Raw genomic sequence first — 24,132 nt, forward strand, 5'->3', positions numbered from 1 at the left:
ACGAGGTGATCAGGAGTGTCGTGGGCTGGGAGGTGTGGATAAGAGAGGGGGGGGGGGGGGGGGGGGGGGGGGAGTGGGGGGTTCTCGCTGGTCGACTTCTTCGAGGGCCTCCGGATGGCCTCGGGCTCCGTGGTGCTCCCCGGCAAGGCCTGCTGGATGCGGGTCGCGGTGTCCCCGACCGTGGTGGCGCCCAGCAGGTCGCGCAGGGGCAGTTCGATGGCGAACTCACGCTCCAGGGCGGTGCGGATACGCACGGCCATCAGGGAGTCCAGGCCCAGTTCGGCGAATGCGGTGGTGGACGTGACGCGCGTCGGCGGATGCCCGGTGACGGCGGCGATGTGGTGGCAGAGGCGGGCGGAGACCGAGGTGTCCTCCGCCGCGCGGCCCTGCTCCGAAGTGTGCCCGTCGGCCCCCGCGCGGGCCCCAGCCGACCACGCCCTCGGCAAGCCCGCGGCCGAAGCCTCCGCCCGCTTGTCCGTCCACCAGTGCCGCACGTGCCGCCAGCGCGGGACGGGCAGGTCGGTGACCCGGCCGGGCGGCAGCGGCAGGCGCGACCCGGCGGCGTGGAGCGTGCCGAGCCGGGTGAGGAAGTCGGCCGAGGTGTCGGCGCCGCGGTGGAGGGTGCCGACGGCAAGGGCGCCGGGCGCGGTGTCGGCGATGGCTCGGGTCAGTACGGGGTGGGGGGAGAGCTCGACGAACGCGGTGTGGCCGTCGTCGGCGGCCGCGGCCACGGCCCGGTCGAGGCGCACGGGCCGCCGCAGGTTCGCGACCCAGTGCGCGGCGTCGAAGACACAGTCGCCCCGCGGATCGTCCAACACGGTGGAGTAGACGGGGATTCGGGGACGGCCGCCGCGGATGTCCGCCAGGGAGTCGGCCAACTCCGCCAGCAGCGGCTCCACTTGAGGGGAGTGTCCCGCCCCGGCCACCCGCATCGCCCGCGCGGCCCGCCCTTCCGCCTCAAGCCGACGCACGAGCCCGGCCACCGCGGCCTCCTCCCCGGTGACCACCTTCTGGCGGGGGGAGGAGTGCACGGCGACCTGCACACCGGGGAAGTCCCTTTCCAGAGCGCCGAGTTCGCCGTCGTCGACGTCGACCACCGCCATCGCCCCTCCGCGCAGTCCGCTGAGCAGCCGGGCCCGTACGGCGACCACGCGGGCCGCGTCCGACACCTCCAGCGCGCCCGCGCACACCGCGGCCGCCACCTCGCCCAGGGAGTGGCCGATGACGGCGACCGGTTCGACGCCGTGCGCCCGCCACAGCTCGGCAAGGGCCAACTGGACGCCGAAGAGAACGGGTTGGGAGATCTCCAGACGGTCCAGGCCGTCGCCGGAGGCCAGCTGGTCGCAGAGGGAGAACCCGCACTCGGGGGCCAGTTGCGCGTCCAGTTTCTCCACGGCCGAGGCGAAGGCGGGTTCCTCCTCCAGCAGCCGCCGCCCCATGCCTGCCCACTGGCTGCCGTAGCCGGAGAACACCCACACCGGGCCGCGCCCGACGAGATCCCGGTCGCCCGTCAGGACGCGCGCGTGGGGTCGTCCGGCCGCCAACGCACGCAAGCCGTCTGCCAGTTCCGCCCGGTCACCGGCGACGATCGCGGCTCGCACGGGCCCGCGCCCCGTCCGCCCGGCGAGTGTACGGGCCACGTCGGCGGGGTGCGTGGCACCTGCCGCGGGCGTGCCGAGCCAGTCCGCCAGCCGGCCGGCGAACCCCCCGCCCGCCTCCACCTCCTGTCCGACGCCGACATCGCACGTGTCCGTGACACCGCCGGCCGGGGGCGGGAGCAGGGCGCCGGGTCGCCATTCCTCCAGTACGGCGTGGGCGTTGGTGCCGCCGAACCCGAATCCGGACACCCCGGCCGTGGCCGTACCGCCGTACCGGGGCCATGGCTCGGCCTCCGTCACCACTCGCAGTCGTACGTCGCCGTCCAGGAGGCTGCCTTCGGCGCAGTGCAACGAGGGCGGGATCAGGTCGTGGTGGAGCGCGAGCACCGTCTTCACCAGACCGGCGATGCCCGCGGCGGACTCCAGATGGCCGAGGTTGCCCTTGACCGAGCCCAGGAGCAGCGGCTGGTCGGGGTCGCGGCCCGCGCCGAGCACGGCGCCGAGCGCGCCCGCCTCGATGGGGTCGCCGAGCGGGGTGCCGGTGCCATGCGCCTCGACGTGGTCGATGTGCGCGGGGGAGAGCCCGGCTCGCTGGTAGGCGGAGTCCAAGAGGGCTTGCTGGGCGGCCGGGTTGGGGGCCAGGAGACCGTTGGAGCGGCCGTCGGAGTTGACGGCGGTCGCGCGGATGACGGCGAGCACGCGGTCGCCGTCCCGCTCGGCGTCGGACAGCCGCTTCAGCAGCACCGCCGCGCAGCCCTCGCCACGCCCGATGCCGTCGGCCGTCGCCGAGAACGGCTTGCACCGCCCGTCCGGCGCGAGCGCGCCCGCCCGCCGGAACGCGACGGTGACCGTGGGGGAGAGCAACAGATTGACGCCGGCGACGATCGCCCGGTCGCTCTCGCCCGTGCGCAGGCTGACGCACGCGTGGTGCACGGCGACCAACGACGACGAGCACGCGGTGTCGACGGCCATGCTCGGCCCGCGCGTGTCCAGGACGTACGCGAGCCGGCCCGCCGCCACGCTCAGCGCCCCGCCCGCCGGAGCCCAGGGATCGACGGCCTCCGGGGCGGCCCCGGTGAGCTGGCCGTACTCGGGGGCGGACACCCCGACGAAGACACCGGTGGAGGTACCGGCGAGGGACGCGGCAGGAACGGCCGCGTGGTCGAGGGTCTCCTGGACGACCTCCAGGAGGATCCGCTGCTGCGGGTCCATCACCGCGGCCTCGCGCGGCGTGATGTGGAAGAAGTCGGCGTCGAACCCGGCGATGTCGTCCAGATAGCCGCCGTACGGGAGCGCGTCCGCGGGCGGGTACGGCGTGAAGTCCCGCCACCGGTCCGCCGGGACCCGCCCGATCGCGTCGACGCCCTCGCACAGCGACCGCCAGTACTCGTCCGGGCCGTGCACACCGCCGGGCAGCCGACAGCCGACCCCGACGACCGCGATCGGCTCACCGTGCTGGGACGAAGCAGCCGTGGGCGGCGGGGCCGCACCCGCCACCGGCGCGATGTCCGCCGCGGCACCGCACACCCGCGCCACCAGCGCGTCCCCCGTGGACGCCTCCCACAGCAATGTCGCCGGCAGGTCGAGGCCCGTGGCCCGGGACAGCTCCCCGGCCAGCACGACCGCGTCCCGCGAGGACATCCCGAGATCCGCGAGCGGTAGGTCCATCGGCACGTCCCGGACCGCGATTCCGCTCCAGGCGGCCACCTTCTCGGCGATCAGCCGACGCAACGCGCGCTCTTCACCCGGGTCGACAGGCCCGCGCGGCCTCGCCCCCTCGCCTGGGGCCACCGGGTGGCGCGGGCCGCCCTCCCCCTCGCCCGCGATCCTCATCCCGCGACCTCCGCCGCGTAGACACCCGCCAGATAGCGCTCGCGGGTCAGCGCCCTGGACACCTTTCCGCTGGAGGTACGGGGCACGGTGCCCGGCGGGACGACCACCAGATCGGAGAGCCGCAGCCCGTGCCGTGCGGAGACGGCCGCGCGCACCGTCCGCACGAGAGCAGGTACGTCGATGTCGGCGAGCCGCACGGTCCGCGGATGCTCCGCGACGACGACCACCCGCTCCCCGGAACCGCCGGGCACCCCGAACGCGGCGAGCCGGTCGCGACGTACCGCCGGATGGGCGTCCTGGGCCGTGACCTCGACGTCCTGCGGGTAGTGGTTGCGCCCGTCGACGACGATGAGGTCCTTCAACCGTCCGGTGACGACCAACTGCCCGTCCAGGACCGTCCCCAGATCGCCGGTGCGCAGCCACTTGCCCGGCCCGGCCGCGACATCGGCGAGTACGGCGCCGAAGACACGCAGGGTCTGTCGCTCCTGGTTCCGGTAACCCCGCCCCACGTTGGGACCCTGCACCCAGATCTCGCCGACCTCCCCCTCCGCCAGCGACTCCCGCGACACCGGATCGGCGATACGCACCCGCTGGCCCGCCGGAGCCCCACAGCCGGTCAGCAGCACGGCCCTCGGATCGTCGGGCCGCGCGGGCAGGGCCTTCCCGGTGGCCAGGGCGTCACGGTCGAGCGCGAATCTGCGCAACGGCCGCCGGGGCCGGGCGGCACTGACGAACACGGTCGCCTCGGCCAGCCCGTACGACGGACAGTGCGTCTCCGCGACGAGCCCCTGGGCGGCGAACGCGGAGTGGAAACGGTCGGCCGTCCCGGCACGGACCGGCTCGCTTCCGTTGATCAGGGCGAAGACACCGTCCAGCCGCAGGTCGGCCTTCTGCGCCTCGGTGACCGCCGAAGCGCAGTAGTCGTAGGCGAAGTTGGGCGCCGCGCTCAGCGCGCCCGGGTGCGCGGCCAACAGCCGCAGCCAGCGGGCCGGTTCGTGCAGGAACGCCACCGGATCCATGAGCACCGACAACAGCCCGCGCACCACCGGCGCCGCGACACTCAGCACGAGCCCCATGTCGTGGTACAGCGGCAGCCAGCCCACACAGGTCACCGGATGCACGTCGGCACCGTAGGCGGCCAGCGCCTGGCGGGCGTTGGCGACGACATTGGCATGGGTGATCTCCACACCCGCCGGCGTGCGGGTCGAGCCGGAGGTGTACTGGAGATACGCGACCGCCTCGGCATCCGGGGTGCGGGGCTGCCGATCGCCGGCATCGGCGTCGGGAACCCGGTCCGCGGCGACGACCTTCACGTCCCGGCCCCGGCACAACTCGCCCACCTCGGCGAGAGCGTGACCCGTCGTCACGACGACCGCCGGGCGGGCGTCGGCCAGGACCGCCGACAACCGGTCGCCCTGCCCGGGCAGACCGGGCGGATACAGCGGTACGGCGACCAGACCGGCCGCCAACGCCCCCAGAAAGGCCGTGACATGGTCCGTCCCCTGCGGACACAGCACCGCGACGCGCGCCCCGGGCTCCGCCTCGGCGGCGAGCCGGGCGGCCACGGCCCGCATCCGCAGATCCAGCCGACGCCAGGTCAGTGTGCGGTGGACGCCGCGTGAGTGCGGCGCGGGATGGTCGACGAAGGTGAACGCCCGGCGGTCGGGGGTGGTCTCGGCCCAGTGCCGCACATACTCCGGCAGACTCCGGAACACGGGCGCGAGCGGGGGGCGGCGGCTGTCCATCGGGCATGGGCTCCTCACGTCGCGGGGACGGCTAGCGGTCAGAGCGGGTGGTTCGGGTGGAGGGGGCTTTGGATGTTCGGTCGATGAACGGGCGGACAGGCGTGAGCCGTTGGGGTCGGCTGCCAGGAGCCGCCGGGGCAGGGTCAGAGCGGGATGTTGCCGTGCCGACGCTCCGGCATCGGCGCCCGCTTGCCGCGCAGCGCGCGCAGGGCGCGGCAGATGTGGGCGCGGGTGTCGCGCGGGGCGATGACGGCGTCGACATAGCCGCGCTCGGCAGCGAGGTAGGGGGTGCCGTACGTGGACTCGTACGCGGTGACGAGACGGGCGCGCAACGCCTCGGGATCGGCCGCGGCGGCGAGTTCGCGGCGGTGCAGGACGCCGACCGCGCCCTCGGCGCCCATGACGGCGATGCGGGCGGTGGGCCAGGCGAGGTTGATGTCGGCGCCCAGATGTTTGGAGCCCATCACCGCGTACCCGCCGCCGTACGCCTTGCGCACGACCACGGTGACCTTGGGGACGGTCGCCTCGGCGTACGCGTACAGGAGTTTGGCGCCGCGCCGGATGATGCCGGCCTGCTCCTGGCGGACGCCGGAGAGATAGCCCGGGACGTCGGCGAAGGTCAGCAGGGGGATGCCGAACGCGTCGCAGAACCGTACGAACCGTGCGGCCTTCTCGGAGGCGTCGATGTCGAGGACCCCGGCCGCGTACAGCGGCTGGTTGGCGACCACGCCGACGGCGCCGCCCTCCACGAGGGCCAGGGCGCAGATGATGTTCGGCGCGAACAGCTCCTGCACCTCCAGGAGTTCGCCGTCGTCGACGACCGCGCGCAGGATGTCGCGCATGTCGTAGGCCTGCCCGAGCCGGTCCGGCACCACGCTGTCCAGACAGAGCCCGGTGGGCGCGGCGCCCGGCGCGTACTGCGGGGGCCGGTCCAGGTTGTTGGCGGGCAGGTACGACAGCAGGTCGCGCACGGTGTCGAGGGCGTTCACTTCGTCGTCGGCGAGGAAGTGGGCGTTGCCGTTGACGGTGTTGCTGGTGCGGGCGCCGCCCAGTTCCTCGGCGCTGGTGCGCTCGCCGGTGACCGTCTCGATGACGTCGGGCCCGGTGACGAACATGTGCGAGGCGCCGTCCACCATCACGGTGAAGTCGGTGATGGCCGGCGAGTACGCGGCCCCGCCGGCGCACGGGCCCAGGACGACCGAGATCTGCGGGATCACTCCGGACGCCTGCACATTGCGGCGCACCAGCTCGGCGTAGAGGGCGAGCGAGGTGACACCCTCCTGGATACGGGCGCCGCCGCCGTCGTTGAGGCCGATGACCGGACAGCCGGTCTTGAGGGCGAGGTCCATCAGCGCGAGGGTCTTCTCCCCGAAGGCCTCGCCCATGCTGCCGCCGAAGACCGTGGCGTCCTGGGCGAAGACACAGACGGCTCGGCCGTCGATCGTGCCGTATCCGGTGACCACCCCGTCGCCGTACGGCCGCCCGGCACCGTCACCGGCCGGCCGGGCGCGGACGAACAGGCCCGTCTCGGTGAACGAGCCCGCGTCCAGCAGCAGATCGATCCGCTCCCGGGCGCTGTACTCACCACGTCTCCTGGGCCCGTTCGCGGCGACCGCCCGCATGCGGCGGCGCTCCAGCTCGGTGATGCGATCGGCGGTTCGGTCGACGCCTCGTCCAGCGATCGGGTCGGGTAACGGGTCGGCTTCTCTCCCCGCCACCGGCCTCGCCCTGGATATCTCCACCTCAAGTGTCATGGCCACCTCCGAAGTGGCTTCCGAATATGGCAGCGTCGGAGGGGCCGACCGGGGCGATCGGCGTTCTGTTTGGGGGAGATGAGTCCCGCGGGGCCGTGGTTCGTCCGTGGGTGACAAGGGCTCGGGCGGGACGGGGCGTTCGGGACGTAGGGCCGTGCCCGGCTCGGGGTGCGCTGCCGACCGGATGGGTCCTCGGGGCCGGCCGGTCCGGCATGGCGTCGGGTGAACGGCGTGCGGGGCCCGGATGCTGATGGCCCGTCAACCAGGAGAGTCCGTGGTCGATCCCCGTCTTCGAGGAGTCCCTGCGCCGCCCTCCGAGTCCACCGCCCCGGGCCGTGACGGTCCCGGTCAGGCTGGGGTGGTCGGCATCGGACTCGCCGCGGTGCTGACGTTCGCCCTCGCCCAGGGCTCGTGGGAGTGGTTCGCCGCGTACATCGGGGCGACGCTGCTCGCGGTGATCTTCGCCTTCTGCCGGCCGCCGACCCTGATGCCCGGCCCGCGCTCCGCGTACGTCGGGAGTCTGACGGCGTACTCGATGGTCGTGGGCCTGTGCGCGGCGATCGCGCTGGCTCCCGCGCTGCAACGCTGGCCGTGGCTGTTCCCGATGCCCGGTACCCGCGCCGGGTGTCCCGAACTGGGCAGGTACCAGAGCATCCGGGCACAGGCCGAGATGGCGAGCCTGGGCGGCCTCGACCGTGCCGCCTTCGCCTACCTGAGGGACGCGCAGAGCCATGCCGCCGTCGCCGACTGCCTGGCAGCCACGACGACCCGGTGGCTGCCGGTGTACGGGGGAGGGGCGGCCGTGGTGACGCGGCTGGCCGTGTGGTGTCTCGACCGGGCTCGGCGGAGCAGGCGGGCGGCGACGGCCGGACGGGTTCCTTCTCGCTGAGGGGAGGGCGTGAGGGGGCGGCGTCGGGGTAGCCGTGCCCGTATGACGCCCTCGTCGCCGAGGAGTTGTCGCCGACCGTCTGAGGAGGACAGCCGTGCCAGGCATCTTGGCCAAGATCAAGCAGTTCAGCAGGAGTCCGCAGGGGCGACGTGCCGCGGAGCAGGTGCGGCGTGCCTCCGCCGATCCACGCCGCCGAGCCCAGGCTCAGCGGCTGCTCGCCAGGCTGCGGGGACGGCGCCACTGAACAGACGGCGCGAGGCCGCGGGAGCGCACTGTCAGTGGCAGGCGCCAGAATGCGATCAGCAAGATCAACACTGGACCTGAACGAGGCGAACGGTGTCCGTTCCTCCGCCCTGGAAAGGCTGCGCCGATGCCCCTGACCTCCGCACACGCCCCGCGCCTCGTCTCGACCGCCGATGTCCCGACCCGCGGTGAAAGTGGCCCCGCCGGACGGACGTCACGTTCGGACGTCACCCGCCCGAGGACGCCCTCCGTCCTGTACCCGTCCAGATCCACCACTGCGCCCGCCGCCCTCGCGGCCGACGTGCTGCGCATCGTGTCCGACTCCCGCACGCCCGTCTTCGTCACCGTCCACGCGGGCGGACGGATCCGCTACGGCTACTGGCGCCCGGTCGACTCCACGACGGGCAAGGGAGGTTGCTACGTCGCTCTGCCGACCGGCGTCTGCGAGGAACTGCGCTCCGGCGGGCGTATCGCCTGGGGCGAACCCCTCACCGACCCGTCGAAGACCACCCGTCGGGTCAGGCCGGCCCGTACGCCGACGAGGGCGGGACGCGAGGAAGGGAGCGCCGCGTGACTCGCCTTGTCGCGTTCTGCCCGCCCTTCTGCCGAGGAGTACCAAACGGCCTTCTTGTCGGGCGACTCGAAGCCGTCTGAGCCTCAACTCACCGAGAAGTCTTGCCAATTACTCATCCGGCGGCGCCGGAATGACCTTTAGTGTGAGCAGTGGCCAGCCCCATCCGTCCCTCCTGTCACATGGGCCGCTCTCGCAGGTCGGTGTGGACGGACGGCGCCGCCCCCGGGTGACGCTCGGTTGCCAACCGTCCCGCCGATGGAGGCTGACACTGCATGCACGAGCACAAGACCTTCGTCGAACTCATGCGTGCGAGGGCGGACGAGCACGGTGACAGGACCGCCCTGATCTTCAGCGTGGACCCGCTCCGCGCCGAGGCCGACGAGACCTTGACGTACGGGGAACTCGACCGCGCCGCCCGCCGGGTCGCCGCGCTGTTGCAGGATCGATTCGCCGTCGGCGACCGCCTGCTGGTCCTGCATCCCTCCGGGCCGGGATTCGCGCGGTCGCTCCTGGGGTGCATGTACGCGGGCATGGTCCCGGTGCCCGCACCACCGCCGGACGGCCCGCAGCGGCGGCAGGCCGACCGGCTCGCCGCGATCGCCCGGGACGCGGGAGCGGCCGGTGCCCTGGCCGACGGCGCGGACCTGGAAGCACTCGCGTCCTGGGCCAAGGAGCACGACCTCCCGGGCGTGACCGTGCTCGCGCCCGACTCCGCCGGAGACCGCGCCGAAGACCGCGCCGGAGACTTCGCCGAAGACGAGCTGCCCGCGGCGAGCCGTTGGCGGCAGCCTCCGGCGGACCCGCACGCTCTGGCCTTCCTCCAGTACACCTCGGGGTCCACCGCCGACCCCAAGGGCGTGATGGTCGACCATGCCAACCTGCTGGCCAACGCCGAGATCCTCGCGGCGATCGCCGGTATGAGCGCCGACCGGCCGGTGGGCGGCTGGCTGCCGCTCTACCACGACTTCGGGCTGATCGGGCTGCTGCTCACGCCGCTGATCCTGGGCGGTCGCAGCGTGCTGATGCCGCCGACCGCCTTCCTCAAACGCCCGCACACCTGGCTGACGCTGATCGACCGGCACGGCATCGACTTCTCTCCCGCTCCGAACTTCGCCTACGACCTGTGCGTCCAGCGGATCACCGACGAGGAGCTGGCCCGCCTCGACCTCTCGCGCTGGCGGTGCGCGGTGAACGGCGCCGAGCCCGTCCAGGCCGCCACCGTCGAGGCGTTCACCCGACGGTTCGCCGCCGCGGGGCTGCGACCCGAGGCGATGCTCCCCGGCTACGGCATGGCCGAGACGACCCTCGTCGTCTCCGGCGACCGGCCCGCCCGCCGCGCCGTGATCACCGAAGCGGACGCCGCCGCGTTCGAGCGCGGCGAACTGCTGCCCCCGGCCCCCGGCACGCCGGCGCACCGCATCGTCAGCAGCGGCCCCGCCGAGTACCTCGACGTCCGGATCATCGACGCCGACGCGGGACGGGTGCTGCCGGACGGCCGGGTCGGTGAGATCTGGCTGCGCGGCCCGAACGTGGCCCGGGGCTACTGGGGGCAGCCCGAGGAGACCCGGCGCGTCTTCGGCGCCGTCACCGCCGACGGGGAGAGCGGCTTCCTGCGCACCGGGGACCTGGGAATCCTGCACGAGGGCGAGCTGTACGTGACGGGCCGCAGCAAGGAGCTGATCATCGTCCGCGGCCGCAACCTCTACCCGCAGGACCTGGAGGCGGCGTCGCGCGAGGCCCACCCGGCTCTGGAAGGCGGCGTCGGGGCGGCCTTCTCGGTGCCGGTGCCCGAGGAGGAGGTCGTGGTCGTGCGCGAGTACCGGGCCCGTCAGGTGACGCCGGACGAGCTGGCCCGCGCCGCCGCGAGTGTCCGCGACCGCCTCGTGCGGGATGTCGGGGTGCCCGCCCACAACATCGTGCTCGTGCCTCCGGGCACGGTGGCGCGGACCACCAGCGGCAAGATCCAGCGTCGGCTGCTGCGCCGGCGGTTTCTCGGCGGTGAGCTGGAGATCCTGCACGCGGAGCTGTCGCCGGCCGTCCGCGCCAGGCTGGTCGACACGGCGGGCGGTGACGCCTCGTGAAAGTCACCGACCCACTCATCGACTCGGGCCAGGTCGACCTCCACGCCTTCGACCGGGCCCTCGGCGATCCGACCGACCCCGCGACCCCCCTCTCCTACGCCCGCAACGCCGAGCTGGACCGCGACGAGCGGTTCCCCGCCGACATCTGCCGGGAACTCGACCGGTGGGGGCTGCCGCGCCTGTACGTGCCTGCCGAGTTCGGTGGCGCGCTGACCCGCTACGACGAACTGGTCGCGGCGCTGCGGGCGGTGGCGCGCCGCGACCTGACGGTCGCGATCGGACACGGCAAGACGTTCCTCGGCGGCGTCTGCGTGTGGCTGGCGGGCAGCCCGGAGCAGGCGCGCGAACTCGGCGCCGACATCATCGCCGGGGAGCCGGTGTCCTGGGGCCTGACCGAACGCGGCCACGGCAGCGACCTGCTCGCCGGTGAGACGACCGCCACGCCGGAGCCCGGCGGCTTCCGCGTGCACGGTGAGAAATGGCTGATCAACAACGCCACCCGTGGCACGCTGCTCTGCCTTCTCGTGCGCACCCGGCCCCAGGGCGGGCCGCGCGGCTTCAGCCTGCTGCTCGCGGACAAACGGCGCCTCCCGGCGGACCGTTGGCGACCGCTGCCCAAGGTGCCCACGCACGGCATCCGGGGCGCCGACATCAGCGGGATCGCACTGGACGACTGCCCGTTCCCGGCCGACGCGCTGATCGGCGAGCAGGGCGCGGGCCTGGAGATCGTGCTCAAGGCGTTGCAGCTCACCCGGACCGCCTGTACGGCCCTGTCGCTCGGCGCCGCCGACCAGGCGGTGCGGCTGGCCGAGGAGTTCGCCGCGCGTCGCGAGCTCTACGGCCGTCGGCTCATCGAGCTGCCGCACGTACGCCGTGTGCTGGGAGAGGCGTACGCGGCGCTCCACGCCGCCGAGATCGTGAGCGTGCTGGCGGCCCGCAGCGTGCACACCCTGCCGCAGGAGATGACCGTCATCTCCGCGGTGGCCAAGTCGTACGTCCCGACCCGGGTCGACGAACTGATCGCCGCCTGCGGCGAGTTGCTGGGGGCCCGCGCGTTCCTCACCGAGGTCCACGAGCACGGCGCGTTCCAGAAGCTGGAGCGCGACCATCGCGTGGTCGGCATCTTCGACGGGAGCACCTTCGTCAACCAGCACGTCCTCATCAACCACTTCCCGGTGCTGGCCCGCGGGCATCGGCAGGGCACCTCCGACGAGGAGGCCGTCGCCCGTGCCGCCGACCTCTCGGCCCCGCTGCCCCCGGCCCGGCTCGACCGACTGAGCCTGCTGGCGCGCGGCGGATGCAGCCTCACGCAGAGCCTGCGCACCGCGAACCGTGAACTGCGTGCGTCGGCGGCCGTAGGAGAGGTGCCCGCGCGCGTGGCAGAGCTCGCCGAGGAGCTCACCGACAGCTGCGACCGGCTCCACGGCGAGCTGGCGCTGATCCCGCCCGCGTCCCAGGACGTACCGCCGGAGGCCTTCGAGGCGGCGCGCCGCTACGAGCAGTGCTTCGCGGGTGCGGCCGCCCTGCGGATGTGGCTGCACAACCGCGCGCCCGGCCAGGACCCGCTGTGGCTGGAGGCGGTCCTCACCTACGTGCTGCGGTCGGTACGCCCACCGGGACGGCCGACCGACGGCGAGGTGTTCGACCGGCTCCTCGACGCTCGTGCGGCCGGTCGCCCCGCCGCTCCGCCGACCTCGGTGGTCGCCTCGTGATCGACGGGACAGGGTCGCGCGACGCCCGTGCGAGCACAGCACGGCCGGACGAGGAGCCCACGTCCGCCTCCGTCGACGTCCCCGTGCCCGCCTCCGTCGACACCCCTGTGCCCGACTCCGTCGACGCCTCGGCGTTCCCCTCCGTCGACGACCTCGAACGCCGCTTCGGCGATCCCTGGGACCCGGACAACCCGACGGGCCATGCCGCGGTGCTGGCGGCCGACGAGGCGGGCGAGATGCTCGCCGCGGGCGAACGGCTGCTGGACGACTACCGGTTGAACGCCGAATTCGTCCCGCCCGAGCTGGGCGGGCGGCTGACCCGGCTCGACCGGCTCATCGAGGTGCTGCGGGTGGTCTTCCGGCACGACCCCTGCCTGGGCCTGGGATACGGAGCGAGCAGCCTCATCCCCGCGGTCAACGTCTGGGCCGCGGGCGACGCACGGCAGCGCCACAGGATGGCCGAGGTCCTGCTGACGGGTGGCCGAGCCGCCTCCGGCTACCACGAACTGGCGCACGGCAACGATGTCGCCCGGGCCGAGTTCTCGGCACTGCCGGGCGACGACGGGCGGCTACGGCTCGACGGGCGCAAGGAAGTGATCGCCAACGCCGAACGCGCCGAGGCCATGGTGCTCTTCGCGCGCACGTCGGCCGCTCCGGGCAGCCGGAGCCACTCGCAGCTCTTCGTGGAGATGGCGGACCTGCCCGACGGCACGCCGCTCCACCTGCCGCGCTTCCACAGCGCGGGGATGCGCGGGGTCCAGCTCGGCGGGCTGGAGTTCCGGGACTGCCCGATCCCGGCGGACGCGGTGCTGGGCGCGCCCGGGCTCGGCATGGAGACGGCCCTGCGCTCCTTCCAGATCACCCGCACCGCGCTTCCGGCGATGACCGTGGGCATCCTGGAGACCGGCCTAGACGTCGCCGCCCGGTTCGCCGACGAGCGCGTCCTGTACGGGCGGCCGCTGGCCGGGATGCCGCACATCGGCTCGATCCTCGCCGACGCCTTCACCGACCTGCTGATCTGCGACTGCCTGGCCACCGTGACCGCGCGCTCGGTGCATCTGATCCCCGGCGAGACCAGCCTGTACGCCTCGGCCGCCAAGTACTTCGTGACCACCCTCCTCATGGACGCCATGGACGCGCTGTCCCGGGTGCTGGGCGCCCAGTTCTACATCCGCGACGGCCGCTACGGGATCTTCCAGAAGCACCTGCGCGACCTGGCGCCCGCGGGCTTCGGCCACACCGCGCGCGTGGCCTGTCTCAGCACGGTGCTGCCGCAACTCCCTCGGCTGGCCCGCAAGGGATGGCTGGACGACACCCAGCCGCCCGCCGGGGTGTTCCACCTCGGCGCGGACCTGCCGCCACTGCCCTTCGAGCGGCTGTCGATCAGCTCGGGCGGCCGGGACAGCCTCAGCGCCTCGCTCTCGGCGGCCCTCGCCTCCCCCGAACTGGACGGCGAGCTACGCCGGTTGGTCCTCGTCATCGCGGCCGGACAGGACGACGTACGACGCGAATGCGCCGCACTGCCCCCCGGGGACCTCACCGTCGCCGCCCGGCCCGAGGCGCTGCGGCCGGCGGCGCGGTACGCCGCGGTGCTCGCCGCGACCGCCTGCGTGAATGTCTGGCTCCACAACCAGGGGCGGCAGGACGCGTTCCTCAGCGATCCCCGCTGGGTTGTCGCGGCGCTGGGCCGGATCGCCGAACGGCTGGGCCGCGACCCCGGTCAGCGGCCCCGGCACATCACCGAACGGCTGTCGGCGGAGGTCCTCTCCCGGCACCGGGACCGCCGCGGACTCGGCCTGTCGAACCGGCGTCCGCCCGGATAGCGCCGCGCCCTCGACGACATGGAGAGCCACCGCCGTTGACCACAAGGAGATTGCGATGAACAGCCCCGAATCGGCCCCGTCGACCGCGTCGGACACCGATCTGCGGAGTTGGCTGCGCACGCGGGTCGCCCACTACGTGCAACTCGACGTCGCCGACATCGACACCACCGTCACGCTGACGACCTACGGCCTCGACTCGGTCTACGCGCTGACCCTCTGCGGCGACCTGGAGGACCACCTCGGGCTGGTCCTGGAGCCGACCGTGGCCTGGGACCACCCGACGATCGACGCCCTGACGCGCCACCTGGAGGAAACGCTCGCCCAGGTGTCCCCGGCGGGGGAGAACCGATGACGTCGCTGGAGGAGGTGGCGGCCCACCTGCCCTCGCAGCGTGTACCCATCGACGAGCTGGGCGAGGAACTGGCCATCAGCGAGGCGCAGATGAGGGTGTACCGGCGCTACCACGGCCTGGTGGAGATCCGCCGCGAGCCCGATGGCACGCTCATCGATCTGCTGCTGGCCGCCGCGGGCAAGCTCGAAGGACTGCGCGGCAGGGAGGAGCAGGTGCGGTACGTGATCCAGGCGCGGACCATGCCGATCGCCGTCCCCCATCCGATCAACCCCGTGCACGAGGTGTGTGACACGCTCGGACTCGGGCACGCCACGGCGTTCGCGGTGACCCACCACGCCTGTGCCTCGGGGCTGTTGGCGGTGGACCTGGCCGGCAAGCTGCTGGCGAGCGACGGCGACCGGGACGCGCTGGCGCTGGTCCTCACCGGCGAGAAGACCTTCACGCCGGCCGCACAGGTGGTGCCGGGCTCGTCCATCAACGGCGAGGGCGCGGCCGCGGTGCTCGTCGGGACCCGTGACGACCGTGACCGGATGCTGAGCTATGCCGCCCGTACCCACGGCCGTTTCTACGACTGCCTGTCGCTCACCCACGAACTGTCCGTCGAGTACCAGCGGATCTACACCGACGCGCTGGCCGAGGTCATGCTGGCGGCGGTCGGAAAGGCGGGGCTGGAGCTGGGCGACCTCGCCATGATCTTCCCGCACAACGTCAGCCGCCTGTCGTGGACGCGGCTCGCCAAGCATCTCGGGCTTCCGCTGGAGCGTTTCTTCCTGGACAACGTGCCGCTCACCGGGCACTGCTTCGCCGCGGATCCCTTCCTCAACTACCGGGCGGGCCTCGACCTCGGCCTGCTGCGCCCGGGGGACCGCTATCTGCTGGCCACGGTCGGTCTCGGCTCGACCTTCTCGGCGATGCTCTTCGAGCACTGAAACAAGGGGGCGAGATGATCGGGACTTTCACCGGCCGCCTGAAAACGGCCCTGACCGGGACCTCCGACGCGGAGTTGGTGTTCCTCGGCAACTTCGAGGTCGAGGACCAGTGGGCCCGCGGCGAGACGGGGCTGCCGAGGCTCGGGTTCGGCTCGGGCAATGTCATTGTCAACCGGATGGACGAGTTCGCGCTGCTGCTCGCGGGCAAGGGCGACCACGTCGTACTGAAGGGCGAACCCGACACCGACTACCTGAGCCATCTCGAAGAGCTCGGTCTCGACCTGCCGCGCATCCTCGTGGTGGAGCGTCAGGACCCGCGCGCCACCGTCACCCAGGACGCGCTGGAGGACCGGTCGGTGCTGTGCGAGCTGGGCAGGCTCGGGGCTCGCGGAGGTGTGGTCTGCGCGCACGGGATCAGCGAGCTGGAGGAGCGGCTGGCCGAACGGGCCGGGATCCCGCTGGCTGCCCCGCCGGCCGCGATCTGCAAGGCGGTCAACAGCAAGATCTACAGCAGGCGGCTGGCCGACGAACTGGGTATCCGGCAGTCCCGGGGCTGGACCTGCGCGAGCCTGGCCGAACTCGACGCGGCGGTCGAGGCCGCCCGCGCGCTGCTCGCCGACGGCCGCCGGGTCGTCCTCAAGGACGCCTTCGGCGTCTCGGGCAAGGGCATCGAGGTGGTCGAGGACGAACGCCGCCTGGACCGGCTGCACCGCATGATCCACAGCCGGGCGCGGAAGGCCGGGACCGACCGGGTCGGCCTGGTGGTGGAGGAGTGGGTGGCCAAACGCGCCGACCTCAACTACCAGTTCACCGTCGGCCGGGACGCTCGTGTGCACTTCGACTTCGTCAAGGAGGCCCTCACCGAGGGCGGCGTCCACCTGGGCCACCGGATCCCGGCGCGGCTCACCGAGCGGCAGACCGCCGAACTGACGGACACCTCCGCACGGCTGGGCGGGCGGCTGGCCGGCGAAGGCTACTTCGGAGTCGTCGGCGTCGACGCGATGATCGATCCCGACGGCGGCCTCTACCCGATCGTCGAGATCAACGCCCGCCACAACATGTCCACGTACCAGGCATCGCTCCAGGAAGCCTTCATCGGGTCGGGCAGCACGGCGCTGGTGCGCAGATACCCCGTGCGGCTCGGCGCACCGCTGCCGTTCGGGACGCTCCACCGAGCCATGGCGGACCTGCTGTTCGACCCCGCCCGGGGTACCGGGCTGCTGATCAACAACTACGCCACCGTCAACGCGGCCGCGCCGCCCGGAGAACGGGCCCCGGGGACGGGCTTCGACGGGCGTCTGCACGGGGTGGTCGTCGCCGACTCCGCGGGCCGGACGGCGGCACTGGACGACGAGATCGGCCGCAGGCTGGCCGCCGTCGCGGAGAGCACCAGGGGAGAGGGACGAGGATGACACGCGAGTTCCAGGTGCAGGGCGTGCCGGTGTCCGAACTGAACCGGCGGTACGGCACCCCGTTGTTCGTCTACGACGGGGATGTGCTGCGGGATCGGTTCCAGGGGCTGCGCGACCGGCTGCACCCGGCCATGGAGATCTTCTACTCGCTCAAGGCCAACCCGAACATCTCGGTCTGCGCCCTGCTGCACTCGCTCGGCGCGCGGGCCGAGGTCTCGTCACTGGTGGAACTGACGACCGCGCTCCGAGCCGGCGTACCCCCGGAACAGATCATCTTCCTCGGCCCGGGCAAGAGCCGGCAGGAGCTGGCCGCCTGCCTGGACACCGGGATCCACGCCGTCGTGTGCGAATCCCTTCCCGAGGTGGCGCTGGTGGACGAACTGGCCCGGGAGCGGGGGGTGCGGGCGCCGGTCGCGCTGCGTGTCAACCCGCGCTTCGCGGTCAAGCGGTCCGGCCTCGCGATGGGCGGCAAGCCGCGCCAGTTCGGCATCGACGAGGAGGAGTTGTTCGCCCAGACCGACCTGGCGCGGCGGTTCCCGGACGTCGACCTGATGGGCGTGCAGGTGTACATGGGCACCCGGATCCTCAGCGAGGACGTCATCGTCGAGAACACCACCCGCATCCTCGATCTCGCCGAACGGCTGACGACGGCGTTCCACCTCGACCTGCGCATGGTCGACGTGGGCGGCGGTCTGGGCGTCGCCTACTTCGACGGCGAGAGCGACCTGGACGCCAAGGTGCTCACCGACAGGCTCAACCCCGTCATCGAGGACTTCACGACCCGGCACCCCGGCACCAGGATGATCATGGAGCTGGGCCGCTACCTCACCGCCGACTCCGGCACCTATGTGATGGCCGTCCGCTACACCAAGACCTCGATGGGCGAGCGCTTCGCGGTCGCCGACGGCGGCACCCACCACCACATGGCGGCCGTGGGCATCGGCTCGTTCGTCAAACGCAATTTCCCCATGGCGGTGCTCAACCGGCTCGACGAGCCGCCGACCGAGGAGTGGAACGTCACCGGGCCGCTCTGCACCCCGGGCGACACGATCGGCAAGAAGGTCCCGCTGCCGCCGGTGCGGCCCGGCGACCTCATCGGCGTGCACCGCTCCGGGGCCTACGGTCCGACCGCCTCGCCGGGGCTGTTCCTCAGCCACGGCTACCCGGCCGAGGTGCTGGTGCACGAGGGCCGGTGCCATCTGGTCCGCGAACGGGACAGCCCCGACGACCTGCTGCGGCGACAGCGGCTCTACGACCCGGCCGCGCACGACATATCCCACTGAACCCCCAGGTACACGAGAGGTGAACGATGGAGCACACCGCACCGGAAGCCGACACCGCCGACCTGTACGGCCGGGCCGTCGCCACGATCGCCGACTCGCTCGCCAAGGCGATGCAGGTCGACGCCGCCACCATCACGGAGAACAGCCGGTTGTTCGACGAACTCGGCCTGGACTCCACGACCGTGCTCGGACTGCTGATGACGATCGAGGAAGAACTCGGGATCGAGTTCGACACCGACGACCTCGAACAGCGCCACTTCGAGAGCGTGGGGACGCTCGCCGCACTCGTCCGGGAGCAGGACGCCGAGCAGGCAGGGGCCTGAGCGCCGATGTACCTCACCACGTCTCCCGGCTCGGCCGACGCAGCGGCGCCCGCCCGGCGGCCGCCGCTGCGCCTGTCGCACCTGGTCAGCCGGACCTTCTCCGGGGGCAGACCCTTCCTGCCCGATCCGCTGGAGCCGAGCCTGAGCCGGCTCCAGGCCGACCTCGTGCGCCCGTACCCGGTGGAGTACCGCCCGGAGCTTCTCGAGCGGGGCGAGCGCAACACCTTCATCGAGATGACCCAGCGACTGCTCACGGACCTGCCCCCGCTGGAGGAGCCCGTGGACCTGGTGCTCGTGGCCAACACCGCCCCGGACGCCGATCCCCGCCGCTCCCCGTCCTGCTATCTGGCCGATGTACTGCCCGGCGACCCGCTGGCCTTCAACCTCTCCGACCAGGGGACCGCCATCGGGTTCACGGCCCTGCGTCTCGTCTCGGAGTACGCCGCCGCGGACGCCTTCCGACGCGCCCTGGTCGTCCTGCTCGATCAGCGGACCTTCCTCTTCGACACCGCGGGGGCACGTGACGTGCCCCGGCAGGACCGCGCGGTGGCGCTGCTCTTCGGTCCGGAGGGCCGGGCGGGCGAACCGGTCACGCGGCAACTCGCCGACGTGGCACCGGACGAGGTCCGGGCGACCCTCGACGCGGTGCTGAACGGGCCGGACGGCGGCGGTGCCGGCCTGCCCGTCACCCTCATCACCGGCCAGGGCCTCGACATCGACGCCGAACGGTTCGGTCCGGGAATCGACGTGCGTCCCGCGCCGCCTGGCCTTCCGTGCACCGGCCCCTGGTCGGCCCTGGCCGAGGTGCTCCCCGAATGCGCGGCAAGCGGGCCCCGCCGCATGGTCGTAGCCGAATACGACAGCACTCTGCGGTACCTGAGCACGACCACGTTGGATCTTGAGGAGGGGACATGACCGGCCGTCGCACGGTCGCCACCGACGAATGGATCCGGTACCGGCGCACCGCCCGCCACGACGGCCTCGTCCCGGCGCTGGCCCTGCTGTGCGAGACCGTCTGCGACGGGGCGCCGCCACGCGGCCCGGGTGGGCACGTGGTGGCGCCCGCCGGCGTCGCCGGTGCCGACGCGGGGGACGTCCTGGCGACCATGACGGTGGAGGGCGGCGTCGTCGTCGCGTCGCGATGCCGGGCCGAACCACCGAGCGGGTCCAGGACCCCTTGGGCGGCATGGGCGTTGGGCGTGACCTGTCTGCGCTTCGGCCTCTCGGAGCGGCTGCTGGACGCCGTGCTCGCCCATCTCGGCGGCCGTACCGTCGGCGACGCGAAGCTGCTCCACCAGCAGATGGTCAAGGGCGGTGTCGCGGAGGTGGTGATCGAACAGCTGGAGATCGGGACCATGCTGGCCGACGCCACGCCGGGCGACCTCGACGACGGCGTCCTGGCCGGTCTGAACACCCAGATCACCGAGACCGACCGGATGCTGCTGCGACTGCTCGGCGCCATGAGCTTCCTGGCGGACGGGCCCGGACAGGTCGCCCGGGTGTCCGAGCTGATCACCGACGTCTACTTCGGCCCGGCCCGCGCTGAGCACGGGGGAGCGGCATGATCGAACTGGACGACAGGACACGGGCGTTCCAGCGCCAGGCCCGCGCGTGGGCGCAGGAGCTCAAGCCACTGGCCCTGGAGCTCGACCAGGATCCGGACGCGATCCACCGCCATCTGGACGTGGCGATCGTGTCGTACCTGACGAGGATGACGGTGCCGCCCGAGTTCAATCCCGATCCGGTGGTCATCGACGGCCATCGCTTCTACGGCACCGGGACCCTGGAGCGGGTCGTCTTCGCGGAGGAGGCGGCGGTCGGCGATGCCGGCATGCTGCTGGCGTCGCCGGGGCCGGTGATGTCGGGCGTGCTCGTCGACGCCATGGGCGACGAGCGGCAGAAGAAGTGGTTCTACAGCCGGGTCATGGAGAAACCCACGTGGACCTTCTTCGCGCTGACCGAGCCCGACCGCGGCTCGGACGCGGCGGCGATGGACACCACACTCACCCCGGACGGCGACCATTTCGTGCTCCGGGGAGCCAAGCGCTACATCGGCAACGCGGCCCGCGCCGACCTGGGCATCGTCTTCGCCCGCACCCGTCCAGGACCGCTCGGCGTCACCGCGGTCCTCATCGACACCTCGGCGGCCGGGTTCACCGCCGAGCCCCTGGAGACCATCGGGCTGCGCGGCCTGCGCCTCACCGCCGTCACCCTCGACGACGTCCGCGTCCCCGCCGAGCAGGTGCTCGGCAGACATCTGCGGGCCACCCAGCGCGGCATGTGGAGCGCGGTGCAGGGGCTGAACCGCCTGCGCCCCGGCGTCGCCGCGTTCGGCCTGGGCATCGCGCGGGCCGCCTACGAGTACGTCCTGGACAACCGGCGCACTCCGAACACGTCCGAACGGCACCGACTGGACCGCCTCGGCCTCCGCCTGACGGAGCTTCGGCAGCTCATCTGGCGAGCGGCGATCGCCGTGGACGACAACGAACCGGCGGCCGGCTACCTCGCGTCCGCGGCGAAGGCACGCGCCTCGCGTCTCGCCGAGGAGGCGACGCTCGAAGCGCTCGGCCACTTCGGCCCCGGCGCCCGACTGGACCACCCCCTGCTCGACAAGCTCGCCCGGGACGCCCGTGGTGTGGAGTTCATGGAGGGAACCGGCAACATCCAGAAACTCAACCTGTTCACCGGCCTGGTCCAGGGAGGGCTTCGCCGTGACTGACGCGGGCCTCGTACCGGCCGGACCGTTCTGACATGGACGAGCCCACGGTGGACGTCTGGACGGTGCCGCTCGACGGGCCGTCGGCCACGGTGGCGAGGCTGTCCCGGATCCTGTCGGGGCGGGAGACCGAGCGCGCCGACCGCTGCCGTTTCGAGGCCGACCGCAGACGTTTCGTCATCGCGCGCGGCACACTGCGGCGGATTCTGGCCGACCACCTCGACGTTCCTCCCCGAGAACTGCGCCTGGAGCGCGGACGTCATGGCAAACCACGGCTCGTGGACAGCCCCGGTCTGCGGTTCAACCTCTCCCATTCCGGAGAGCTCGCTCTGGTGGCGGTGACCCGGCACGCCGAGGTCGGGGTGGACGTCGACCGGCTGCGGCCGGGTCTGGCGGTCGAGCCGTTCGCCGAGCGCTTCTTCCCCGCGACCGACGTCCGTTTCGTGGCCGCGGGCGCGGGGCCCACGGAACGCGCCGAGCGGTTCCTGCGGTTGTGGACCCGAAAGGAGGCCGTGGTGAAGGCCGCGGGCGCGCGGCTCACACAGGGTCTGGGCCTTGCGGTGTCCGCGGGCCCCGGCCCTGACGCCGCCGTCGTCCGCGATCCGTCCGGGCGGATCCGGGGCGCCTGGTCGGTGCGCGATCTGCCGGTGCCGGACGGCTACCTGGCGGCGCTGGCCGTCGCGGGGACTGCGGCCCCCCGCATCTCGGTCAGGCATGCCGATCCGGAGGGCGCGTAGACGCGACCGCGTGCATGACGTGCGTGTTCAGGGGTAATCGCGCATCCGCGGCGCGTATCGCGATCCGCAGACGAGAAGGCCATCACGCCTGGCCGCTGAACACGCTGCTGTTGGAGGTAAACGTGTCCGTTGCCCAGACCCCTGACAATAGTTGCCGTTTGACAACTGTCAAGTCAAGGCAAGAGAGTGAGCTCGCACGCGCGGGAGGGGTCGGGGATGGAGTGGCGTCAGGCGCTGCGGGCTGCGGAATCGCCGTCCTCGTGGATCTGCGCCGCCGCCGCGGCACAGAACGCCTCCAGTCCCTTCAACAGCGCGGACCGCTGCGGAGTCGACATCTGTTCGAGTACGGCTTGCAGGGCGCTCTCCCGGCGGGCGCGCAGGTCGGTGAGGAAGACCCGCCCGCGTCGGCTCAGGTACAGCTCCAGTTCGCGTCGGCTCGCGGTGGCGGCCCGGCGTTCCACGAATCCCACGGCCTGCAGCCGGTCGCACAGCCGGCTCGTCGACGGAGGCGTGGAGCCCAGCGCGTCCGCGAGCGTGCGCAGATTGATGCCTTCGTTGTGTTCCAGGATGAACAGGACCCGCAGCTGCGAGGCCGAGACCGGCGCCGTCGAGGCCCGGCCCCACAGGACCTCTAGCAGTTCGGCCGCCTCGGAGGTCACGCGCGCGACCTCCTGGGGCTGCGGGCGGGGGTGCGAGATCGTCACCCCGACACCTTCTCAGTCTTACCCGGCGCTGTCAGCCCGCCCCGGCGCACGAGGCGCGGGAGCGGGCATGGTTCAGCAGAAACGGGTGCAGCCGCCGTCGCACCACGGACACGGCGGCGCACCCTCGCACGGAATGGCATGACCGACGACGTGAACAGATTCATGGCCGCCGAGCGCGCCCTGCGCTCCGCGGCTCCGCATCAACTGCCGACGACCGTCCGCGAAGTGCTGTGCGGACAGTACGGCGCCGAGAGCGTGGACCTGCTCCTGGTCGACTACGGGGCGACGGTGCTGCGGCCCGTGTCCGCGACGGCCGGTCCGTCGCGGGCGCTGCCCGTGCACGCAGGCCCGGCCGGTCGCTGCTTCGGGTCGCAGGAGCCGTACGTGACCGAGGGAGAGGACGGGCGCACACAGGTGTACCTCCCCGTCACCGTGCGCGGCGACCGGCTGGGAGTGCTGTCGGTCACGCTGCCGCCCGGCGTGCGGCCCGGCGACGACCTGGCCGAACTGGCCGCGGTGGCCGAGGTCCTGGGACACGAGGTGGTGGTGGCCGAACGCGACACCGACATCTACCAGCGGGCCCGGCGCGAGGAGCGGCTCACGCTCGCCGCGGAGATGCAGTGGCAGCTGCTCCCGGCCCGCTCCTGCGCGGGGCCGCAGTACGCCCTGGGCGCCCAACTGGAGCCCGCCTACGCGATCTTCGGTGACAACTTCGACTGGTCGGTGTCCGCCGACCGTCTCCTGCTCTACGTCACCAACGGGATGGGCGAGGGGATCGAGGCGTCCCTGCTGACCAACCTCGGGATCAACGCCCTGCGCAACGCACGGCGGGCCGGCGTCCCCATCACCGATCAGGCGGCCCTCGCCGACCAGGCCGTCTACGCCCGGTACCGGGGCGAGGAATACCTGTCCGTCCTGCTCGTGGATCTCGAACTGAGCACCGGGCGCGTGCGGATCATCGACGCCGGCTCACCGCGGATGCTGCGTCTGCGCGACGGGACCGTGACACCCGTCGATCTTGAGGCGCAGCTTCCCCTCGGCATGTTCGAGGAGACCGACTACGTGGCGCAGGACCACCAGTTGCACCCGGGCGACCGTGTCCTGTTCGTCAGCGACGGGGTCCACACGGTCGCCGCGCCCGGCGGTGAACCGTACGGGGACCACGCGCTCGCCCGGGCCATCACGGCCACGCGGCTGCTGCCCGCCGCCGACGTACCGGCCGCGGTACTGCGGGAACTGAGCGGTCACCGCGGCCGCCCGGAGCCGGACGACGACGCGCTGGTGGTCTGCCTCGACTGGTTCGGCGACCAGCCGATGCCCTAGCGGACCGGCCGACCCCGGACACCTGGCACGGCGCGGACTCGTTACAGTTGTCGTTCGGCAACAGTTCGTGTCGCCCGCGGCCGGACTTCGGCCATCGCGGG

At 72.6% G+C, this 24,132-nt stretch carries 20 protein-coding genes; 16 read left to right on the forward strand and 4 right to left on the reverse strand.

Translation table 11 applies throughout. From position 1 onward, the window contains the following. The 3 genes from HLK59_RS11770 to HLK59_RS11780 all read right to left on the reverse strand — a co-directional run. A partial coding sequence (locus HLK59_RS11770) for a type I polyketide synthase (RefSeq protein WP_240982354.1) occupies positions 1 to 3,329 on the reverse strand: 3,329 nt, incomplete at its 3' end. A 98-nt stretch (positions 3,330 to 3,427) separates the two neighbouring features. Next, entirely contained in the window at positions 3,428 to 5,176 is a 1,749-nt protein-coding gene (locus HLK59_RS11775; RefSeq protein ID WP_171141311.1) for a fatty acyl-AMP ligase, read from the reverse strand. Between the two features lie 143 nt (positions 5,177 to 5,319). Next, complete coding sequence (locus tag HLK59_RS11780; protein WP_206327039.1) at positions 5,320 to 6,798, reverse strand: acyl-CoA carboxylase subunit beta; 1,479 nt, start codon at positions 6,796 to 6,798, stop codon at positions 5,320 to 5,322. A 406-nt stretch (positions 6,799 to 7,204) separates the two neighbouring features. Between HLK59_RS11780 and HLK59_RS11785 the strand changes: the two genes are divergently transcribed. The 15 genes from HLK59_RS11785 (at position 7,205) to HLK59_RS11855 (ending at position 22,004) form a co-directional block, all read left to right on the forward strand. Further along, positions 7,205 to 7,819: a hypothetical protein gene (locus HLK59_RS11785; protein ID WP_171141312.1), complete on the forward strand. Its 615-nt coding sequence runs from the start codon at positions 7,205 to 7,207 to the stop codon at positions 7,817 to 7,819. A gap of 94 nt (positions 7,820 to 7,913) precedes the next feature. Then, a complete protein-coding gene (locus HLK59_RS11790) occupies positions 7,914 to 8,063 on the forward strand; it encodes a hypothetical protein (protein WP_171141313.1) in 150 nt (49 codons plus the stop codon). Positions 8,064 to 8,189: 126 nt separating this feature from the next. Further along, entirely contained in the window at positions 8,190 to 8,636 is a 447-nt protein-coding gene (locus tag HLK59_RS11795; RefSeq protein ID WP_346779711.1) for a hypothetical protein, read from the forward strand. A gap of 272 nt (positions 8,637 to 8,908) precedes the next feature. Continuing rightward, entirely contained in the window at positions 8,909 to 10,717 is a 1,809-nt protein-coding gene (locus HLK59_RS11800; protein ID WP_171141314.1) for a fatty acyl-AMP ligase, read from the forward strand. Next, complete coding sequence (locus tag HLK59_RS11805) at positions 10,714 to 12,429, forward strand: acyl-CoA dehydrogenase family protein (protein WP_346779712.1); 1,716 nt, start codon at positions 10,714 to 10,716, stop codon at positions 12,427 to 12,429. Before HLK59_RS11800 ends, HLK59_RS11805 begins: the two co-directional genes overlap by 4 nt. Further along, positions 12,426 to 14,252, forward strand: coding sequence for an acyl-CoA dehydrogenase (locus HLK59_RS11810; protein WP_346779713.1), 1,827 nt, complete (start codon positions 12,426 to 12,428; stop codon positions 14,250 to 14,252). The genes HLK59_RS11805 and HLK59_RS11810 overlap by 4 nt, the downstream gene beginning before the upstream one ends. Before the next feature lie 55 nt (positions 14,253 to 14,307). After that, positions 14,308 to 14,604 carry an acyl carrier protein gene (locus HLK59_RS11815; RefSeq protein WP_171141315.1) on the forward strand — a complete coding sequence of 99 codons (297 nt, stop codon included), beginning with the start codon at positions 14,308 to 14,310 and terminating at the stop codon, positions 14,602 to 14,604. Then, complete coding sequence (locus tag HLK59_RS11820) at positions 14,601 to 15,533, forward strand: 3-oxoacyl-[acyl-carrier-protein] synthase III C-terminal domain-containing protein (RefSeq protein ID WP_171141316.1); 933 nt, start codon at positions 14,601 to 14,603, stop codon at positions 15,531 to 15,533. The genes HLK59_RS11815 and HLK59_RS11820 overlap by 4 nt, the downstream gene beginning before the upstream one ends. A 14-nt stretch (positions 15,534 to 15,547) precedes the next feature. Continuing rightward, positions 15,548 to 16,945: an ATP-grasp domain-containing protein gene (locus tag HLK59_RS11825; protein ID WP_171141317.1), complete on the forward strand. Its 1,398-nt coding sequence runs from the start codon at positions 15,548 to 15,550 to the stop codon at positions 16,943 to 16,945. Next, on the forward strand, positions 16,942 to 18,228 hold the full coding sequence (locus tag HLK59_RS11830) for a type III PLP-dependent enzyme (protein WP_171141318.1): 1,287 nt from the start codon (positions 16,942 to 16,944) through the stop codon (positions 18,226 to 18,228). Before HLK59_RS11825 ends, HLK59_RS11830 begins: the two co-directional genes overlap by 4 nt. Before the next feature lie 26 nt (positions 18,229 to 18,254). Continuing rightward, positions 18,255 to 18,551, forward strand: a complete 297-nt coding sequence (locus HLK59_RS11835) for an acyl carrier protein (RefSeq protein ID WP_171141319.1) — start codon at positions 18,255 to 18,257, stop codon at positions 18,549 to 18,551. Between the two features lie 6 nt (positions 18,552 to 18,557). Next, entirely contained in the window at positions 18,558 to 19,466 is a 909-nt protein-coding gene (locus HLK59_RS11840; RefSeq protein ID WP_171141320.1) for a hypothetical protein, read from the forward strand. Then, a complete protein-coding gene (locus tag HLK59_RS11845; RefSeq protein ID WP_171141321.1) occupies positions 19,463 to 20,116 on the forward strand; it encodes a hypothetical protein in 654 nt (217 codons plus the stop codon). The genes HLK59_RS11840 and HLK59_RS11845 overlap by 4 nt, the downstream gene beginning before the upstream one ends. Further along, complete coding sequence (locus HLK59_RS11850; RefSeq protein WP_171141322.1) at positions 20,113 to 21,270, forward strand: acyl-CoA dehydrogenase family protein; 1,158 nt, start codon at positions 20,113 to 20,115, stop codon at positions 21,268 to 21,270. The genes HLK59_RS11845 and HLK59_RS11850 overlap by 4 nt, the downstream gene beginning before the upstream one ends. A gap of 32 nt (positions 21,271 to 21,302) precedes the next feature. Then, positions 21,303 to 22,004 carry a 4'-phosphopantetheinyl transferase superfamily protein gene (locus tag HLK59_RS11855; RefSeq protein WP_171141323.1) on the forward strand — a complete coding sequence of 234 codons (702 nt, stop codon included), beginning with the start codon at positions 21,303 to 21,305 and terminating at the stop codon, positions 22,002 to 22,004. A gap of 227 nt (positions 22,005 to 22,231) precedes the next feature. Here HLK59_RS11855 and HLK59_RS11860 read toward each other — a convergent pair whose 3' ends face one another. Next, complete coding sequence (locus HLK59_RS11860; protein ID WP_346779714.1) at positions 22,232 to 22,708, reverse strand: MarR family transcriptional regulator; 477 nt, start codon at positions 22,706 to 22,708, stop codon at positions 22,232 to 22,234. A gap of 138 nt (positions 22,709 to 22,846) precedes the next feature. Here HLK59_RS11860 and HLK59_RS11865 point away from each other — a divergent pair, with 138 nt between their 5' ends. Further along, the gene (locus HLK59_RS11865; RefSeq protein ID WP_171141324.1) at positions 22,847 to 24,031 is read left to right on the forward strand and encodes a PP2C family protein-serine/threonine phosphatase; all 1,185 of its coding nucleotides are present in this window, start codon (positions 22,847 to 22,849) and stop codon (positions 24,029 to 24,031) included. Positions 24,032 to 24,132 lie beyond the last annotated feature (101 nt).

It is taken from the genome of Streptomyces sp. S3(2020), from assembly GCF_013044505.1.
Taxonomy (GTDB): Bacteria; Actinomycetota; Actinomycetes; order Streptomycetales; family Streptomycetaceae; genus Streptomyces.

What these genes read in the sequence shown, in the direction of transcription:
- HLK59_RS11775 (WP_171141311.1), bottom strand. Translation starts at nt 5,176, where the DNA reads ATGGACAGCCGCCGCCCCCCGCTCGCGCCCGTGTTCCGGAGTCTGCCG.
- HLK59_RS11780 (WP_206327039.1), bottom strand. Translation starts at nt 6,798, where the DNA reads ATGCGGGCGGTCGCCGCGAACGGGCCCAGGAGACGTGGTGAGTACAGC.
- HLK59_RS11795 (WP_346779711.1), top strand. Translation starts at nt 8,190, where the DNA reads ATGCCCCTGACCTCCGCACACGCCCCGCGCCTCGTCTCGACCGCCGAT.
- HLK59_RS11800 (WP_171141314.1), top strand. Translation starts at nt 8,909, where the DNA reads ATGCACGAGCACAAGACCTTCGTCGAACTCATGCGTGCGAGGGCGGAC.
- HLK59_RS11815 (WP_171141315.1), top strand. Translation starts at nt 14,308, where the DNA reads ATGAACAGCCCCGAATCGGCCCCGTCGACCGCGTCGGACACCGATCTG.
- HLK59_RS11820 (WP_171141316.1), top strand. Translation starts at nt 14,601, where the DNA reads ATGACGTCGCTGGAGGAGGTGGCGGCCCACCTGCCCTCGCAGCGTGTA.
- HLK59_RS11825 (WP_171141317.1), top strand. Translation starts at nt 15,548, where the DNA reads ATGATCGGGACTTTCACCGGCCGCCTGAAAACGGCCCTGACCGGGACC.
- HLK59_RS11830 (WP_171141318.1), top strand. Translation starts at nt 16,942, where the DNA reads ATGACACGCGAGTTCCAGGTGCAGGGCGTGCCGGTGTCCGAACTGAAC.
- HLK59_RS11835 (WP_171141319.1), top strand. Translation starts at nt 18,255, where the DNA reads ATGGAGCACACCGCACCGGAAGCCGACACCGCCGACCTGTACGGCCGG.
- HLK59_RS11840 (WP_171141320.1), top strand. Translation starts at nt 18,558, where the DNA reads ATGTACCTCACCACGTCTCCCGGCTCGGCCGACGCAGCGGCGCCCGCC.
- HLK59_RS11845 (WP_171141321.1), top strand. Translation starts at nt 19,463, where the DNA reads ATGACCGGCCGTCGCACGGTCGCCACCGACGAATGGATCCGGTACCGG.
- HLK59_RS11850 (WP_171141322.1), top strand. Translation starts at nt 20,113, where the DNA reads ATGATCGAACTGGACGACAGGACACGGGCGTTCCAGCGCCAGGCCCGC.
- HLK59_RS11855 (WP_171141323.1), top strand. Translation starts at nt 21,303, where the DNA reads ATGGACGAGCCCACGGTGGACGTCTGGACGGTGCCGCTCGACGGGCCG.
- HLK59_RS11865 (WP_171141324.1), top strand. Translation starts at nt 22,847, where the DNA reads ATGACCGACGACGTGAACAGATTCATGGCCGCCGAGCGCGCCCTGCGC.